The sequence below is a fragment of the Geotalea toluenoxydans JCM 15764 genome, from assembly GCF_001311985.1.
Lineage (GTDB): Bacteria > Desulfobacterota > Desulfuromonadia > Geobacterales > Geobacteraceae > Geotalea > Geotalea toluenoxydans.
Genome location: NZ_BBCJ01000026.1, coordinates 30,282 through 48,251, shown reverse-complemented (window position 1 = coordinate 48,251; position 17,970 = coordinate 30,282). Strand labels below are relative to the sequence as shown.

Here is a 17,970-nt window from a genome sequence, read left to right as displayed (position 1 = left end):
AGCTCAATTTTCAATGCTCGATGGAAAATCCGCTCCGATACCAGCCGACGATACCGTCGCTCATGTTGTAGACCTCACTGTACCCCTTGCCGGCCAGATATCCTGCAACCATGCCCGAACGTGAACCGACAGCGCAATAAACTACCACCGGCCTGTTCTTCGGCACCTCGCGAAGGCGCCGCTCTATCTCATTGACCGGAATCAGTACCGCACCCCGAAGATGGGCCTGGCGATACTCGTCCGGAGTCCGCACATCAAGGAGAAAAACATTTTTCCCTTTACTCAGCAGCCCTTTTGCCTCCCGCGAGCTGATGTTCTTCTCTCCTGCGGCAAAGGCCAGTGTTGCCCACACGATCACGATTGCACATGCAACTGCTGTTAATCTCATGCCGATAGCTCCTCGTTTTTCATTACACTTCCAGTGTATATCCCACCTGCGCCGGATGGAATTTTCCGGGAAATTCCTTCATCAGCCGGGTTGATGCAGCAAAACCGGCACAATGGCTGCCGCATATCTTCTCGATCCCGTAGGTCCCGAGCATTTTCACCGTCCCATTGAGCTGGGCCTGTGAAGAGAACCCCAGGTGATTGCCGCCGATCACCGCACATATTCGGGTCTCGCCTGTTCGTTCCCTGACCAGTTCCAGGGTGTTTATCATTCCCGAATGGCAGCAGCCCAACACCAGCACCAGCCCCTTGCCCGTTTTCAGCACCAGTGACTGGTCGTCCGGGACCTGATCCGGGATGCAACCCGCTGCATCGCAGAACAGTCCCGTGTCACCCTGCTCAAAGGCCTGCTTTCGCGGGACTTCTCCGGTCAGAAAGATATCAGGCGCAATCTCCCTGAAGGAGGCACTTAAATCAAACGATGCCCCCTGCCCTTCCAGAAACTCCCTGCTGTAAGGCATGCCGATGGAGCGCCCCTTTTCCCCGTCCCGCAGCGTATAGCGACCGGCAAAGATACCCTCATGACCGTAGACCCTTTTCGGTCCGCACCACTGGAGCAATGGCCAAAGACCGCCCGTATGGTCATAATGGCCATGGGATATGGCAACCTTGTCCACGCTCCTCAGATCCCGCTGCATGCGCTGGGCGTTATGGAGCAGTGTCGCTCCCTGCCCGGTATCGAAAAGCAACGAGCCCGAAGCCGTTTCGATCAGGCAGCAAAGCCGTGTTCCCCGAGAGTACCTGCCAGTGGACCGACGCCATTGTCGCAGAGAACGGTGATTCGCCCTTTCATTTACAGCCACAGCTGGGTGGCAGCTTGGGCACCCCGGCCTTCGCCAGAATAGTCATCATCGGGCACCAATTGGTAAAGGCCGATTGAAAAAGATTGAGACCGATAAAGGCGGTGAACCAGAGCCAGTTTATGCTATGAAGATGGGCCATTGCCACTGACAACATGACGAAAAATCCGGCAATCAGCCTGAGCATTCTATCGATATACATTTCTATACTCCTTTTTCTTCTTTTAATTGCCGCACATTATTTTTCCTGTGTGACCTTTAGCATTTCCGCCACTTTGCCGGCCACATTGCCGGTAAGAAGAGGGCAGCCCCCTTTATCCTTTTGTGTTATCACCTTGCAGCAGGTCGCTCCGTACTGTTCCTTGAACCACTTGTGCAGCTCTTTTGTCAGGGAGCTTATCTGCTTCTTATCCTCCTGCAGAACAAGGGCAAGGGCAATGGTTCCCCCGGCAACGGCTCCGCAGACGCAACCGGAGCCGGAACCACCGCCAAAGCCTGAGGCCATCCGCACCACCGCCTCAGGAATTTGCGGAGCGAAGTTGCTTCGGATTGCCGCCAGTACAGCTTCGGCGCAATGCATTTTCCCGGAACGGAACAGACCTTCAGCTTCTGCAGCCACCTTGCCCACCACCCCTTCAACCTCAATCTCATCTTTTTTTTGCTTTGACCAAAACATCAATTCCTCCAGATTTTTTGTGATATTTCAGGCTGCAGATTTCTGCTGCCGTTTTTCCTTCCAGGACTGAACCAGGAAATACAGGACGGGTATGGTCACCCGGGACAGGGCGGTAGATGCAATTTCGCCGCACATCATGGCCAGGGCCAGCCCTTGGAAAATAGGATCGAAAACAATGACGAAGCTGCCGATAACAACAGCTGCTGCGGTGAGCAGCATCGGCCGGAAGCGGACGGCTCCCGCATCTATAATTGCCTCATCGAGGGCCATACCCTCGCGCCGTCTCAGTTCGGCGAAATCGATGAGAATGATCGAGTTCCTGACGATGATTCCCGCCAGGCAATGAAGCCGATCATGCTGGTAGCAGTAAAGAAGGCGCCCATGATGGCATGACCCGGCAAAATGCCGATCAGGGTCAGCGGAATGGGGGCCATGATAACCAGAGGGGTGGTAAAATCCTTGAACCAGGCAACGACCAGCACATAGATCAGGACCATCACCGCGGCAAAGGCCAACCCAAGGTCGCGGAAGACTTCATAGGTGATGTGCCACTCCCCGTCCCACTTGAGGCCTGGACGGATCTCGCTCCAGGGCTGGCTTGCCGCCCGCTGCTCTATCTTGTACCCTCCCGGAAGGGCTATCTTATCTATTTCTTTCTGCATCTTCAAGATGGCATACACCGGCGCCTCCACCACCCCCGCCACGTCACCGGTAACATAGACCACATTCTTCAGGTTCTTCCGGTAGAGGGATTTGTCCTCTGCCCCTTTCTTCACCCGGATCAGCTCAGTCAGGGGCACATTGCCATGTGTGCCTGCAATATGGATGAACGACAGGTCAGCAATGGAACTGCGCCGCTCAACTGGCAGCCTCAGGTTGATCCCCACCGGCTCCTTTTCGTTCGGCAGGTGAGCGATGCCCGCATTCATGCCATCCAGTGCAATCTGCAGAGTCTTTGCCACGTCTTCGGTGGCAATGCCCGATAATGCAGCTTTCTCCTTGTCAACCTGGAAACTTATCTTCGCCTGGTCATCCTCCACGTACCAGTCGGTATCAACCACGCCGGCAGTTTTCCGGAATATCTCCTTCACCTGGCTGCAATCGTCAGCCGCGTCTCCTGATCCGGTCCGTATACCTCAGCCACCAATGTTGAGAGAACCGGCGGCCCCGGCGGGATTTCGGCCACCTTCAACCTTGCCGAATAGCGGTCAGCTATTGTTTTCAGAACCGGCCTGATCTTTTTGGCAATATCATGGGACTGCTCGCTTCGCTTGGATTTATGCACCAGGTTGACCTGAATATCCCCCACATTGGAACCTTTGCGCAGGTAATAATGGCGAACCAGGCCATTGAAGTTGAAAGGGGAACTGACCCCGACATAAGTCTGGAAATCCACCACTTCCGGCACATTGCGTAAAGCATCCCCCATCTCTGCCAGCATGCGGGCGGTTTCCTCTAGTGCCGTGCCGTCGGGAGCATCAACGATCACCTGCAGCTCGTTCTTGTTGTCGAAGGGCAGCATCTTGACGGTAACCAGCTTGAAATATATCAGCGAACAGGAAGCAAGCAGCAGCACTACTACGCCAGTCAGAAAAACGTAGCGCACCGTTTTCTTATGGAGAAGGTCTCCCATGAACCGTCGATAGAAAAGGGTAAGACGCGATTCCTTTACCTCTTCCTCGCTGCCGAAGTGGGATTCTCCCTTCATGAATCGGTAGGCAAAATATGGGGTTACGATGAAGGCGATGAGCAGCGAAAACAACATGGCCATGCTTGCCCCGACAGGTATCGGGCGCATGTACGGCCCCATGAGACCGCCGACAAAGCCCATGGGCAAAATGGAGGCGATGACGGCAAAAGTCGCCAGTATGGTCGGGTTGCCGATCTCGTCAACCGCCTTGATGGATGCTTCCAACGGGGCAAACCTGGTGGTGGTGAAGTAGCGGTGGATATTTTCCACCACAACGATGGCGTCATCCACCAGAATACCAATGGAAAATATCAAGGCAAAGAGGGTGATGCGATTGAGTGTATAACCGATCTGGTTGAAGATGAGCATGGTCAGCGCCAGCGTCACAGGTATGGCTATCGCGGCCACGGCGCCTGCACGCCAGCCCATGAAGACCGCAATGAGAATGGTTACCGAAAATGCTGCCAGGAACATATGGAACAGCAGCTCATTATTCTTTTCCCTGGCCGTCTCGCCGTAATTCCGCGTTACAGTAACATGCACGTCCGAAGGAATCAGTTTTCCCTTGAGAAGTTCCGTCTTCTTTACAAGGTCTTCGGCAACCCAGGTGGCATTGGCCCCCTTGCGCTTGGCAAAGGAAAGAGTGACCGCCGGATAACTGGCAGCTCTGTTGGCCTTCTCCACACCCTCTGCTGATCGCCCCAGGCCATGGAAGACGTAGTCCTTTGCTTCTTCCGGGCCATCCTCCACCGTTGCCACATCTTCCACATAGACCGGTCTGCCGGCTTTGGCGGCAACAACGATCCGCCTTACCGTATCTGCTCCAGCGAGGAAAGTGCCTGTCTCCACCAGGTAATCCTTGCTCATACCTGAGAATGCGCCCGAGCGCACCGCGCTGTTCTCTTTCTGCAGTGCCCCCATCACCTGCAGCGGCGACAACCCGAGGGCGGCCAGCTTGCCCGGGTCAAGCCGCACCCTTTATCTGCCTGGCCTGTCCCCCTTTTATGTCGCTTTCCGCCACGTTCTCCGACTTTTTCAGTTCATCGCACAATTCCCTTGCGACCCGGCGCAAGGTGTAATGATCATAGCGTTCCGACCAAAGGGTAAGGGTCAGGATAGGTACGTCATCGATGGATTTAGGCGCCACCTGCGGTTCCCCTGCGCCAGGCGGTAGTGCAGCTTTGCTGCTCATCACCTTGTTGTACAGTTTCACTAGGGAGTTTTCCATATCCTCGCCAACTTTGTACCTGACTGTGACAATGCCCAAGCCCGGCCTGCTGGCGGAGTATATGTATTCCACCCCTTTGATTTCCCACATCTTGGCTTCCATCGGCTTGACGACCCGCTCTTCCACCTCCCGCGGTGTTGCACCGGGCATGGCAGGTAAATGTCAATCATCGGCACGACGATCTGCGGCTCTTCCTCCCGTGGGGTAACCAGAACCGCATAAAGCCCCAGCAGCAAAGATGCACCGACAATCAAAGGCGTCAGCTTCGAATCGATAAAGGCGCGGGCGATTCTGCCGGCAAAGCCAAGTCCGCTCATCAATATGCTCCCTTTACAACCTGGAAATTCGCTCGACCATTGAATGTTTGCAATTTATTGCTGACGGGATTTCTCTTCAACCCTTGCCCCCTCCACAACTTTCTCCATCCCCGCCGTGACCACCGCCTCACCGATTGCCAGTCCAGCCAGGATCTCCACCTTGTCTCCCACTGTTTTTCCTGTCTTTACTATCCTCATGCGAACGATACCATCCTGTCCCACAACCCAGACCGACGTCAGCGCGCCTTGGGTTACCACGGCTTTTTTGACCAGCAAAAGTCCCTGGCGATTTCCCATCTGGAAATTGGCACTCCCGTATGAACCGGAACGCAGCCCTTTATCGGTTAAAGCAATTTTGACGATGAATGTCCGCGTTGCCCTATCCACTGCGGGGACAACTTCTTCCACTACCCCTGTTTTTGCAGTCGGCTCCCCCTCCAGACTTACAGGGACCCGGCCACCGACCTTTACCTTACCCAGCAGCGATTCCGGGGCAGCAACCTCAAGTCGATAGGCGCCCTGCTCTTCCAAGGTAAAAAGTGGCGTGCCGGGAAACACCGTCACCCCCACATCAACCAGTCTGGTTACAATAACGCCGCTGATCGGCGCATATATTTTCCCGTATCCGGCCAGGCTGGATGCCCCCCGTGCCCCTTCCCTGGCTGCGGCAAGTGCAGCTTCAGCCTTTGCCAAAGACCTCGCGGCAACCTCCTTTTCCGACAGCCTGCCGTCATACTCCTGGCGGGTTACCGCCTCTTCTTGCAACAATTTCTGGTACCTTTCGAACGTCACATCGGCAAACTGCTTTCTCGATCTGGCTTCTTCCACCCCATGGCTCGCCTGTTCAACAGCAGCCCTTGCACCGGCTGCCCCTGCGGTAGTTTCAGCAGAGGCCAGAGTCATAAGTAGCGCACCCTTGCCGACACTGTCCCCTTCCCTCACCTTCATTGAGGTCACAGTCCCTGCTATGCGTGCTGCGATCTGGGCAGAGTTTCTCGAGCGGATGGAGCCCACTGCCTCAACCTGCTCGGGAACCATCTCTGTAACAATTTTTTCGACGGTTATTTCGGAGACAATCGGGCCCGGAGCTTCTTTTGTCCCTTCTTTCGACCTGCTGCATGCTGAATTCAGCAGCAACACCAGTACGACATATACTGCAAGCCGACCTGTTTTCCATAACCTCATTTAAGAACCTCCTTGAGGAAAATCCCCGCTGACTGCCAGATCCGCGCCAAAGCAAGTGCCTGCCCATTTTCCATTTCAACCTGTACCGCGCGAGCCCTGTTCAGAGACGTCTGCGCATCCAGCAACTCGACCATGGGGGACAGGGAATTTTGAAATCGCTTGCTGATCAGGCGAACACTTTCTTCCGCATCAATCACTGCCTGCCGCGCCAATTCAAGCCTTTTCCCGGCTTCTCCATGGCGAAGAACATTTTCGCTTACCTGGTAGGCAATGGAATTGGCATAATCCTTTTGATATTCCTGGGAGGCTCGCTCAAGCGACTTGAATTTATTGACTTCATTACGGGTTTTCAGCCCTGAGAAAAATTCCCAGCGCAATGTCACCCCCGCCTGCCATGAGTCGTTATCCCGACCAAACGGGACGCTGTAATCATTTAATTGATAAGAGGCGCTGGCGTATAAAGTGGGAAGGTAGGCTGCGCGCGCCAGTTCAATCGCAGTTGCTGCTTTTTGGGTTTCTTTATTCACTGCCTGCAGGTCTTTACGATTCTCGACAGCCAATAGTTGCAGTTCACTGATGGTCGAGGTCATCTCGACAACCGACAGATCATCGACAATATCCATCTCTTCCCCTGGAGTACCCCCGAGAACCATTGCTAGCTGCATCTTTGCCAGCTTCAAATCGTTGTTTGCCGTGATCAGTTGCTGTTCCACATCAAAAAGAAATGTTTTTGCCCTTAATCCCTCCGACTTAAGACCTGTCCCTACGCCAACCCTTGCCCCCGCCAGCCGCAGGTGTTCCTTTGCTTCTGCCATAGCTTGTTCAGCTATGGTGGCATAGGCCTTAGCACGTCGGACCGCAAGCCACGCCGAATAAACCTTCACCGCCACATCCTGTCGCCTCTGATCGGCGGCAAATTTTTGACTTTCTGCTGCCGTTTTTGCCATTGACGTGGATTTTAACAGGGATAGATCGAACAGTGGCTGTTCAAGGGTCAGCGCCGTCTTGAAATCATGATAGGAGTCGGGTTTGTTGAGATTGGCTGTATCAAAGTCACTGGAGGCAAATTTCCCCTGGTCCAACTTCATCATGAATACACGAGTAGGAGAATTTGAAACCGCCGCACTTTCCTCAAGTGAAACCCTTGGTAAATACCTGCTGCGGTTGATATTGACCTCTTCTTCGGCTGCAGTTACTTCATGGGCAGTTGCCTGCAGCTGATGGTTCTTCTCCAAGGCTATTAAAATGGCTTGTCGCGGAGAGATTTTGGGTTCGGCAAAACACATCAGGGGAAATGACAGTAGCAGGCAAAGTGCAAAATATATTATTTGCAAGGGAGCCTCCCAGTAAAATTGTTACAACAATATATAGCATTTTTTATATATATTACCGTCACAGTATTGTCAAGCTAATTATAGCCTTCGAAATTCCAATAGCAAAAGTGGATTGAATTTCCTGTTTTGTCCAGGTGCCCGGACAAGCTGGCTGGTGATGGGGTGAAGGGACGACCATAAAAAAAGCCCCTCCTGATTCCTGGAGGGGCTTCATAATACGGTGAAACTAACTTTTAAAAGAGGACTGCCTTCTGGGCCAGCTGCAGCAAATAACCGGGAACAACACCCGGTATCATTACCCCGGCCACCGAGATAACAAGACACAAGGCAATAGCAGGTGTTACCTTAACCCAGTCGAATTCCTCAACGGGGTCTTTCATGTACATGAAAACCATCACCCGCAGATAATAGTATACGGAGGCGGCACTGTTGAGGACACCGATGATGGCAAGCCAGATATAACCGGACTTGATGGCAGCGGAGAAAAGGTAGAATTTACCGACAAATCCTACCATGGGAGGAATGCCGGCAAGGGAAAAGAGGAAAATGGCCATCAGCACTGCAAGCACTGGTCTTCTGAAACCAAGACCTGCGAAATCTGTAACATTGCTGTTTGCCTCGCCTTTTTTCCCTATGAGGATGATGATGCAAATGCCCCGATATTCATAAATGCGTATGAAAGCATGTAGAACAAAATACCTGCAGCACCCTCTGCGTTACCGGCAGCGAAACCAACCAGGGCATATCCGGCATGTGCAATCGAAGAATAGGCAAGGACCCTTTTTATATTGTCCTGCTTGAGAGCAATGATGTTACCGATAGTCATAGTCAGCACAGCAAGAATCCATAGCAGATCCGACCAATCCGCTTTCAGGGTCGGGAAAGCAAACACCATGACACGGATGAATGCTGCGAAACCTGCAGCCTTGGGGCCTGCGGACATAAATGCTGTAATTGGTGTGGGAGCGCCTTCATATACATCAGGCGTCCACATGTGGAATGGCGCAGCAGCAATTTTGAAGGAAAATCCGACAGCAATCAGCAGCATGCCAACGAGGAACAGCGGGTTCGCTGTAACCGCACCATTCTGGCTCACGTATGAGGCGATATTTGCAATCTTGGTTGACCCAGTGGCGCCATAGGTAAGAGCCATTCCGTAAAGAAGGAAACCGGTGGAAAAAGCGCCGAGCAGGAAGTACTTCAAACCTGCTTCATTTGATTTCACATTCTCCCTGTTGAATCCGGCAAGAACATAAAGGGCGACGGACAAAACTTCAAGGCCCAGGAAGATGGTCATGAGATCAGTTCCCGATGCCATCAGCATCATACCTGCCGTTGCCAGCAGTATGAGGGGGTAAATTTCCCCATGGTTGCAGTTTTCCCGCTCAAGGTACTGGTCACTGATAAGCAACGTCAAGGCTGCGGAGACAAGGAAAATGGCTTTGAAAAACAGAGAGAAGTTATCCTGTAATACTGAACCGCTAAAGCCCTCCTGGAGCGAGAGCGGTGCATCCCAAGCATTGAATACGCTGACTCCGGCAACGATAATACCTATTAAACTCAGGTAAGCAAGATAAGCCTTCTGTTTGCCAGGGACAAAGACATTGACCAGCAGAAGCACCATGGCAAATACCGAAAGTATTGTCTCTGGCATCACCGCAGCGAAGTTTATGGCTGGCATAGGGATTGTTTCCATCTAATTTCCTCCGGTAACTATTCTAAACTGTGTCTATTTCACTTCTGCTGGGGTTGCTGCGTGTGGATCTGCAACCGGGACGGCAGGAATTGCCTGCACCGGTTGGGAAACAGTTAATTGTGGATTTGCAGCAGCCTGCTTTGTCTTGACATGCTGAACCAGGTTCACAATGGAAGGGCTCATTTTGTCGAGGAACGGGCGTGGGTAAACTCCCATGAAGAAGATAAGTACCAGTAGCGGGAGCATGATTGCAATTTCCCGTGCATTCAGGTCCTTGAGAACCTGGTTTTTCGGATTGTTGAGTTCTCCGAACATTACGCGTTGGAACATCCACAGCATGTATACGGCGGAGAGTATGACTCCGCTGGTAGCAATCACCGAGTACCATCTGATACTGCTCTCGAAAGATCCGATCAGAACAAGGAATTCGCCGACAAAGCCGTTGGTCCCCGGAAGGCCGATGGAAGAGAGAGTAACAATCATGAAGATGGTAGCGAATACCGGCATCTGTTTGGAGAGGCCGCCGAAATCTGTAATAAGCCTGGTGTGCCGGCGCTCATAAATGAAACCAACGATAAGGAACAGTGCGCCGGTGGAAACGCCGTGATTGAGCATCTGCAGCATACCTCCGGCAATGCCCTGCTCATTTAATGCGAAGACACCGAGCATGACGAAGCCAAGATGGGCAACAGATGAATAAGCGACCAACTTCTTGACGTCCTCTTGCACCATCGCCACCAGAGCGGCATAAATTATACCGATAACGGACAGAGTCGCGATAAGCGGAGTAAACTGATCGGTTGCCAGAGGAAAGAGCGGAATGGCGAAACGAACGAAACCGTAGGTACCATCTTCAAAAGCACAGCCGCCAGTATTACCGAACCAGCCGTTGGAGCTTCAGTATGGGCATCAGGCAACCAGGTATGCAGCGGAAACATCGGCACCTTGATAGCAAAGGCCAGGGCAAAAGCCAGAAACATCCAGGTCTGGGTTACCGGATCCAATGAAAGCTGATAAAACTTGAGAAGGTTGAAATCTCCGCCACCGGCCTTGAAGTAAAGGCTATCAATGCCACCAGCATGAGCAGTGAACCAACCATGGTATAAATGAAGAACTTCACAGCGGCATATATCTTGTTCTTGCCACCCCAGATACCGATAATGAAATACATTGGGATCAGCATTACTTCCCAGAAGATATAGAAGAGGAAGAGGTCGATGGCGATGAAGGCACCAAGCATGCCGACTTCAAGAAGAAGCAGGCAAATCATATACTCTTTCACCTTTTCTTCGACTGCGGTCCATGTCGAAAGAATGGCAAGAGGCATGATGAAGGTGGTAAGAATGACAAGCCACAGGCTGATGCCGTCGATGCCTATGTGGTAGCTCATCTGGAACGGGCCGGCTGCTATCCAGGGCACTTTTTCAACAAACTGGAACTCGGCGGTGTTCTGAAAACCGGTAATCAACGGAATAGAAACTAGGAAAACTATCAGAGAAACGCCAAGGGCGATACCTCTCGCGACTGCGTGGCTGTTCTTGTTGACGAACAGCAGGAGTAAAACCCCCAACAGCGGCAGGAAAGTTATTATGCTCAGTAACGCAGGCATCTGGTTCATTTACTCTGCTCCTTTAAATCTGGCAAAAATTATCTGAATTAATTCTTAACGGAATAGGTAGAAACCGACGATCACAACCATACCCAGTGCCATGGTCAAGGCGTAATTGTGCACAAAGCCTGACTGAACATGTCTGAGAACACCGCTGAATCCCATGGTCACCTTGGCCACGCCATTGACAATCCCGTCTACCACCAGCACATCGAATCCTTTCCAGAGAAAGTGGCCGAGGGACTTGCAGGGATTGACAAAAAGGAAGTCATAAAGCTCGTCTATGTACCATTTGTTATAAACTGCCTTGTGCAGACCGGGAAAGGCAGCCGTAAATTTGGCCGGTATCGACGGCGAGATTATATAGAGAGCGTAAGCTATGCTGATACCAATAACGGCAATCAATACAGAGGTACCCATTAGACCCCACTCCAGGGCGTGGCTGTGATGGGCTGCAGCATGTACATGTTCCTTGGCAAACTCTTCCGAAATTTTGAAGACCGGCTCAAGGTAGTGCTCGAAGTAATTGGGTATGCCTCCAAGAACGTCGCCGATCAGTTTCGGGATACCCACATAACCGCCAATCACAGCAAGCGTGCCCAAAACCATCAGAGGAAGGGTGATGACAAAAGGCGACTCGTGGAGATGATCTTTTGCTTGGCAGTAATGCGACACTCGCCGAAGAAGGTCATAAAAACCAGTCGGAACATGTAAAATGCAGTGAAGCCTGCGGCTATTGCCCCTGTTCCCCAAAGAACATAGTTGAGGCTGCCATGAAACGGGTTAGCGAATGCCTGCCAAAGAATCTCGTCCTTCGAGAAAAAGCCTGAGAAGCCGGGGATACCTGCTATGGCAATGGTAGAAACAAGAAAGGTGATAAAAGTGATCGGCATTTTTGATTTCAGCCCACCCATGTTGCGCATGTCCTGGGCGTCATCGTGGGAGTGTGCATGATGTAAAGCGTGATGCATGGAGTGAATAACCGAGCCTGAACCAAGGAATAGACAGGCCTTGAAGAATGCATGGGTCATGAGGTGAAATACCCCGGCTGCGAATGCACCAACCCCCATTGCCAGAAACATGAAGCCCAGCTGGGAAACTGTAGAATATGCAAGAACCCTTTTGATGTCGTTCTGGGCAGTGCCGATGGTTGCAGCGAAAATCGCGGTGGCTGCACCGATACAGGCAATTACCAGCATGGTTTCAGGAGCTTTGATGAAGATGAAGTTCATGCGGCCGATCATATAAACACCGGCGGTAACCATTGTAGCAGCATGGATGAGGGCAGATACCGGCGTAGGGCCTTCCATGGCATCAGGCAGCCAGGTGTAAAGAGGTATTTGGGCAGATTTCCCTGTGGCGCCAAGGAAAAAGCAGAGAGTAATAATGGTAACGATGCCGCCTACCGGCAGCAGGTGGGACGCCTTACCCAATTCCACAAAGTTGATGGTCCAGATATTATGGTTCTGGCCTAAAAACCAGAACAATGTGAACACCCCCAGCAGGAAGCCGAAGTCCCCGACCCTGTTCATCACAAAAGCTTTTTTCCCTGCATCCCCAGCGGATTTTTTGTGGAAATAGTACCCGATGAGCAGGTAAGAGCAAAGACCAACGCCTTCCCAACCTACGAACATCAGCAGCAGGTTGTTGCCGAGGACAAGAAGAAGCATTGAAAAGGTGAAGAGATTGAGATAGGTGAAGTAACGGTAAAAGCCTTCCTCACCATGCATGTAGCCGATGGAATATAAATGGATGAGAAAGCCGACGCCGGTGACGACCATGATCATCAGAGCCGACAGGGGGTCAATCAGGAAACCGATATCTGCTTTGAAATTACCCGATTGCATCCAGGTAAAGACGTTTAGCTCATAAAGGCGCTCTTCACTGGGTAGAGACAGCAGTTTGAACAGTATGCTGCAGGAAACCAGGAAAGAACCAAAGACCATTGCCGATCCGATCCCGCCTATAATCTTCTCATTCTTTATTGATTTGCCGAATAGGCCGTTGATTACCACCCCGATGAGTGGGAACAGTGGGATCAACCATACGTATTCAAACATTCCTGACTCCTTTATCTGATAAATTCCTGAAATTTGCCGAAGTTATTACCATTTCATGATGTTGACGTCTTCAACGTCGATGGATTCCCTGTTTTTAAAGAAGGCTATCATCAGAGCAAGACCGACTGCCGCCTCGGCAGCGGCAACAGTCATGACGAAAAAGACGAAAATCTGGCCGTCAATGTTGCCAAGGTATTTGGAGAAGGCAATAAAGGTAAGATTCACCGCATTCAGCATCATCTCCACGCACATGAAAATAACGATGGCGTTTCTTCTGACAAGTACTCCTATGGTGCCTATTGAGAACAGAATTGCGCTTATGATGAGATAATTGTTTAAGGCCAGCATTGTCTTCACCCCGATAATTTTAGATTTTTCTTTTAGATAGGATGACTGCCCCGATAATAGCAACAAGCAGAAGCAGAGAAGTTATCTCAAAAGGCAGCAGGAAGTCCGTGTAAAGTGCCTTGCCGATTAATTCAACATGTCCTACTTTCTCGATTAGTGCTGTATCCATTGCACCTTTTAAGCCGGTCATAGAACCTTTCGTGAGGAAGTAGCAGGTCTGAAACAGGATAAGGAGGCCTACTATACTGCCAGCCAAGACTGCATGAGTGGTTTTCCTGCCTGTTTCAGTTCTGATATTGAGAAGCATTATGACAAAGACAATCAGAACCATGATGGCACCGGCGTAGACAATAACCTGTATGGCCGCCATAAAGGGAGCATCAAGCATCACATAGAAGGTGGCAAGGCAGAAAAAGGTCATTACCAGTGATAGAGCACTGTTTATCGGGTTTCTGCAGGTAATCACCAGAATGCTGGATATGACAGCCACCGCTGCCACTATGAGGAAGAATAACGACTCTAGCATTGACTGCTCCTTTATTTCTTTTCTAAAAGTCTTTCTTTTGAAAAAACAAAATCAGCCCGTGTATAGTTGGCAAGTTCAAAAGCCTCGGTCATGCGCACTGCATCCACAGGACATGCCTCAACACAGAAGCCACAGAATATGCAACGCAGCATGTCGATCTCATACTCAGCAGCGTACTTATTGTGATTTTCATCTTCACCCGCTTCTACTTTGATGCACTTAGCCGGGCAGACAGTGGGACAAAGGTAGCAGGCAACACATTTCGCCTTGTCATGGGAAATATTAAGGGCATGAAGGCCTCTGAATGTAGGAGCTACCTCCGGCCTTTCGTCAGGATATTGAAGAGTAACCGGCTTCTTGAAAAGATGACTTAGTGTGATCCCTAAACCTTTAAGCAACGGCATTATCATGGGTGATACCTCGCCTGTAAATTTGATTCTATTTTAAAAGCGTAACTACAATTCCTGTAACCACTACATTGAGCAGAGTCAAGGGCAGGAACACCTTCCAGCCGAGCCTCATAAGCTGGTCATAACGATATCGGGGGTAGGTTGCCCTGATCCACATGCAGACGAAAATCAGGAAGTAGACCTTGGCAATGAACCATACCCAGCCCGGAAGAAACGCAGGACCGTGCCAGCCGCCCAAAAACAGGGTGGTCGTAACGGCGCAGACAGTTACCATGTTGGCATATTCAGCATGAAGAACATTGCATATTTCATGCTTGAATACTCGGTGATAAATCCGGAGACAAGCTCAGTTTCAGCCTCGGGAAGGTCGAATGGGGTACGGTTGATTTCAGCAAGAGAGCAGATAAAAAAGATAACGAAGGCAAGCGGCTGTTTGAAAGCATACCAGGCAAAACCTGCTTGATCTGCAACTATCTTCTGCAGAGAAAGTGACTCGGAGAGCATGAAGACGGCAACGATTGCCAGTCCTGCAGCCAGTTCATAAGACACCATTTGCGCTGAAGCCCTGAGTCCTCCCAGCAGAGAGTATTTACTGTTTGACGACCATCCTGCCAGAACGACCCCGTAAACGCCCAGGGAAGCCATACCAAGGATATAGAGCACACCCACGTTGACATCGAGGATTCTGTCACCAGCAGGGTCATAGACGGCAGCAATCTGCAGGGGAACTTTATAACCGGCAACCTCTATCGTCTCCCCGAAAGGAATAACTGCAAATGCGATAAATGCCGGGATAAGAGCTACAAGAGGAGCCAAAAGGAAGGCAAACTTGCTAGATTGCGCCGGAATGATCTCTTCCTTGAAGAAAAGCTTCAACCCATCGGCAATGGGCTGGAGCAGTCCGTGCCAGCCGGTCCTCATGGGACCAAGACGCACCTGCATATGGCCGATGATTTTTCTTTCAGCGTAAGTGGCATATGCAACCGTCAATAACACAAAGACAAAGGCTACGAGCACTTTGGCAATCATTGCTATGTAGTACGCAACTGGCAGTCCTAAGATTAGCGTATCCATCTGATTGTCTTCCCCTCTTTAGTAAAATTAGCTTTTTAAGTTACAGAATTATTTGCGGATAGCTACCCAGGTAACTGGATTGCCATCGGTTATGGTATTGATCGACTGTTCATTGAAGTGGTAGGGAGCAAAGACCACCCCTTTCGGCATCCGCATGCTGATCTTTGCCTTGAGCTGGATTTCAGCCCCTGCAGAGGCGACCTTTACCAGGTCGTTCTCTTCAATTTTCAGTGCAGCAGCGTCCTCTCTACTGAGTTCTGCGTAACCCTCGGGACAGACATGCATTGGACCCTCGCCAAAACGGGACATCGTACCGCAATGGTAGAGAGCGCTTCCTGTAACCAGCGCATACTTGCCGGCCTCAGCTGTGCTTTGTCGAGCCGGAGCCGGTACAAATTTTGGCCTGGTTGTAACGGGAATAAGTGCACCCTCCTGGCCAAGCTTATCGTATGACAGACCGGCGTAGCCGTTAACTGCCCCGGCGATTTCAGCAAAGACCTTTCCGGGGTCACTGAAAGTAGCGCCTCCCAACAGACCGCTCAAGCCATTCAGTATATCAAAGTCGCTGCGGCTCTGGCCAACCGGCTTGATGGCTTTTTGAACATGCTGAACAATCCTGCCGACGCTGGTGAAGGTTCCCTCCTTTTCGGCAAAGGAACAGGCGGGCAGAACAACATTGGCTTTCTCGGCGGTTTCGGTTAGAAAAAGGTCCTGCACCACGAGAAATCCGACCTTGTCGAGTGCATCGGTTATTTTCTTTCGGTTCGGATAAGAGACGACAGGGTTTTCACCTATTACATAAAGTGCTTTGATAGTACCAGCAGAGCAGGCATCGATGATGGCGGAGGCACCTTTTCCCTTGCCTGCGGGATAGATACCCATGTCAACAGCACCCTGACTGTTGTTTTTCTCGCCCATTATCAGAACACCCGAGCCTTCCTTGCCAATCTTTCCAGCAACAAGGGCGAGATTTATGAGTGCCTGGGCAAGTGCCTTGTCATGTCCCGGGTAGCCAAGGCCAAGAGGAAGAATAATCAGCGCCTTGTCAGCCTTGGCATAATCTGTGGCAAGGGCGACTATTTCCTCTGCGGGTATGCCGCACACTTCGGCAGCCTGAACGGGGGTATAGGATTCCAATGACTTTTTGCAATCTTCAAGACCGGCAATGCCTGTTGCTGTGGCGTCAACCAGATTATTATCGACTATCGCCTTAGCCAGTGCGTTTACAAGAAATACCTCGTTGCCAGGCTTGTACACATAAGTTTTTGCCTTGGGGAGTCTGGAAAGTTTACCCTTCTTGTCCGAGATGATGCGCAGGTCAACGCCGTTCCGCTTGACGCCGAGATTGATCTCAAAACCGAGCACCGGATGGGTTTCATAAGCATCGGTCTTGACGACCAGAATAAGGTCGCTCTTTTGGATATCGGTAACCGTTGAAGGAGAAGCAGCAAAGCCGAGACTTTCGAATGCTCCGGCACTCAGGGCGCTATGGGCATAGCCTGCAGAATGGTCAAAATTTTCTGAACCAAGAACATCTTTATAGAGCTTCCTTACCAGATAAAGTTCCTCGTTGGTAAGGCGCGGCGTGATCAAACCTGCCACAGCATCGCTTCCTGAAGCCTCTGCTGATTTCAGCCCCTCTGCAACGGCAGTCAATGCCTCGTCCCAACTTGCCGGCTCAAGTTTGCCGTTTCTTCTGATCAGCGGAGTAGCAAGACGCTTGTCACTGTTGACAAACTGATAACCGAAGCGCCCCCTGGTGCAGAGCTGGCCGTTATGGAACCCCTGGTTTTCATCATAGACAGTGGTCAGGACCTTATTATCCTTCACTCCCAATGTGAGCTGACAGCCGGTGCCGCAGTATGAACAGACTGATTTAACCTTGTTTAAGGACACCAACGAGCCTTGAATTTGAAGGGACGAGAGACGAGAGCCCCTACCGGACAAACAGACACGCATGATCCGCAAAACTCGCAGTTAAGAGGGCCGTCGAATTCGGTGCCCATCTTGGCCTCAATCCCGCGGTTTATAAATGTATAGGCACCGAAAGAAACTATTTCGTCACAGATACGTGCACATTTACCGCAATGGATGCAACGGTTCATATCCCGCTCGATGAGCGGATTCTCGTAGTCTATCTTGTGATTGAATTTTTCGTCGGTGAACTGATTGGTATTTACTTGGTATTCATAGGTCAGGTTCTGCAGATCGCAATCACCGGCTGCATCGCAAACCGGGCAGTCAACAGGATGTTTGAGGAGGAGAAGCTCCAATACAAGTTTTCTGGCTTTGACGATCTCCGGCGTCGTCGTCCTGACAGTCATACCTTCGGTAACCGGTGTGGTACAAGCAGGTATGAGACGACCTTTCATCTGCTCTACTTCGACAAGACACATCCGACAGCCGCCAAACGGATGTAGTTTCTTATCGTGACAAAGAATGGGAATTCTTATACCGGCTGCCTTGGCCGCATCATAAATGGTAGCGTCTTTAGGTACAGTTACCTTTTTATCATCGATTGTAAGATTAACCATCTCGACCCTCTGTTCTCCCTCGGATGTATACTTGAT

The 17,970-nt window shown here is 51.0% G+C and carries 9 protein-coding genes and 6 pseudogenes; all 15 read right to left on the bottom strand.

Annotated features, from left to right (window positions below; translation table 11 throughout):
- Positions 1 to 10: 10 nt before the first annotated feature.
- The 15 genes and pseudogenes from JCM15764_RS15860 to JCM15764_RS15790 all read right to left on the bottom strand — a co-directional run bounded on the left by JCM15764_RS15860 (position 11) and on the right by JCM15764_RS15790 (position 17,934).
- Positions 11 to 388 (bottom strand): rhodanese-like domain-containing protein, encoded by a 378-nt coding sequence (locus tag JCM15764_RS15860; RefSeq protein ID WP_054697439.1) that lies wholly within the window; start codon positions 386 to 388, stop codon positions 11 to 13.
- 22 nt (positions 389 to 410) lie between these two features.
- Positions 411 to 1,136 carry an MBL fold metallo-hydrolase gene (locus JCM15764_RS15855; RefSeq protein ID WP_439645316.1) on the bottom strand — a complete coding sequence of 242 codons (726 nt, stop codon included), beginning with the start codon at positions 1,134 to 1,136 and terminating at the stop codon, positions 411 to 413.
- 100 nt (positions 1,137 to 1,236) lie between these two features.
- On the bottom strand, positions 1,237 to 1,449 hold the full coding sequence (locus tag JCM15764_RS15850) for a YgaP family membrane protein (RefSeq protein WP_054697437.1): 213 nt from the start codon (positions 1,447 to 1,449) through the stop codon (positions 1,237 to 1,239).
- A 36-nt stretch (positions 1,450 to 1,485) separates the two neighbouring features.
- On the bottom strand, positions 1,486 to 1,923 hold the full coding sequence (locus JCM15764_RS15845) for a C-GCAxxG-C-C family protein (protein ID WP_054697434.1): 438 nt from the start codon (positions 1,921 to 1,923) through the stop codon (positions 1,486 to 1,488).
- A 27-nt stretch (positions 1,924 to 1,950) separates the two neighbouring features.
- Positions 1,951 to 5,158: pseudogene (locus tag JCM15764_RS15840) on the bottom strand (efflux RND transporter permease subunit).
- 54 nt (positions 5,159 to 5,212) lie between these two features.
- Complete coding sequence (locus tag JCM15764_RS15835) at positions 5,213 to 6,343, bottom strand: efflux RND transporter periplasmic adaptor subunit (RefSeq protein WP_054697431.1); 1,131 nt, start codon at positions 6,341 to 6,343, stop codon at positions 5,213 to 5,215.
- Entirely contained in the window at positions 6,340 to 7,629 is a 1,290-nt protein-coding gene (locus JCM15764_RS15830; RefSeq protein WP_243689187.1) for a TolC family protein, read from the bottom strand. Before JCM15764_RS15830 ends, JCM15764_RS15835 begins: the two co-directional genes overlap by 4 nt.
- Before the next feature lie 281 nt (positions 7,630 to 7,910).
- Positions 7,911 to 9,301, bottom strand: a pseudogene (locus tag JCM15764_RS15825) (NADH-quinone oxidoreductase subunit N).
- A 105-nt stretch (positions 9,302 to 9,406) separates the two neighbouring features.
- Positions 9,407 to 10,991: pseudogene (locus JCM15764_RS15820) on the bottom strand (NADH-quinone oxidoreductase subunit M).
- 45 nt (positions 10,992 to 11,036) lie between these two features.
- A pseudogene (gene nuoL / locus JCM15764_RS15815) lies at positions 11,037 to 13,042 on the bottom strand (NADH-quinone oxidoreductase subunit L).
- Between the two features lie 45 nt (positions 13,043 to 13,087).
- The gene (gene nuoK, locus JCM15764_RS15810) at positions 13,088 to 13,390 is read right to left on the bottom strand and encodes an NADH-quinone oxidoreductase subunit NuoK (RefSeq protein ID WP_012645570.1); all 303 of its coding nucleotides are present in this window, start codon (positions 13,388 to 13,390) and stop codon (positions 13,088 to 13,090) included.
- 19 nt (positions 13,391 to 13,409) lie between these two features.
- Positions 13,410 to 13,916 (bottom strand): NADH-quinone oxidoreductase subunit J, encoded by a 507-nt coding sequence (locus tag JCM15764_RS15805; RefSeq protein ID WP_054697428.1) that lies wholly within the window; start codon positions 13,914 to 13,916, stop codon positions 13,410 to 13,412.
- An 11-nt stretch (positions 13,917 to 13,927) separates the two neighbouring features.
- Positions 13,928 to 14,326, bottom strand: a complete 399-nt coding sequence (nuoI, locus tag JCM15764_RS15800; RefSeq protein WP_012645568.1) for an NADH-quinone oxidoreductase subunit NuoI — start codon at positions 14,324 to 14,326, stop codon at positions 13,928 to 13,930.
- Between the two features lie 28 nt (positions 14,327 to 14,354).
- Positions 14,355 to 15,400 (bottom strand): annotated as a pseudogene (gene nuoH, locus JCM15764_RS15795) (NADH-quinone oxidoreductase subunit NuoH).
- Positions 15,401 to 15,448: 48 nt separating this feature from the next.
- Positions 15,449 to 17,934, bottom strand: a pseudogene (locus tag JCM15764_RS15790) (molybdopterin-dependent oxidoreductase).
- Positions 17,935 to 17,970: the final 36 nt, after the last annotated feature.

Excerpts from the sequence above, each read along its gene's own strand:
- JCM15764_RS15860 (WP_054697439.1), bottom strand. The coding sequence starts at position 388 with ATGAGATTAACAGCAGTTGCATGTGCAATCGTGATCGTGTGGGCAACA.
- JCM15764_RS15850 (WP_054697437.1), bottom strand. The coding sequence starts at position 1,449 with ATGTATATCGATAGAATGCTCAGGCTGATTGCCGGATTTTTCGTCATG.
- JCM15764_RS15845 (WP_054697434.1), bottom strand. The coding sequence starts at position 1,923 with ATGTTTTGGTCAAAGCAAAAAAAAGATGAGATTGAGGTTGAAGGGGTG.
- JCM15764_RS15835 (WP_054697431.1), bottom strand. The coding sequence starts at position 6,343 with ATGAGGTTATGGAAAACAGGTCGGCTTGCAGTATATGTCGTACTGGTG.
- JCM15764_RS15830 (WP_243689187.1), bottom strand. The coding sequence starts at position 7,629 with ATGTGTTTTGCCGAACCCAAAATCTCTCCGCGACAAGCCATTTTAATA.
- nuoK (WP_012645570.1), bottom strand. The coding sequence starts at position 13,390 with ATGCTGGCCTTAAACAATTATCTCATCATAAGCGCAATTCTGTTCTCA.
- JCM15764_RS15805 (WP_054697428.1), bottom strand. The coding sequence starts at position 13,916 with ATGCTAGAGTCGTTATTCTTCCTCATAGTGGCAGCGGTGGCTGTCATA.
- nuoI (WP_012645568.1), bottom strand. The coding sequence starts at position 14,326 with ATGATAATGCCGTTGCTTAAAGGTTTAGGGATCACACTAAGTCATCTT.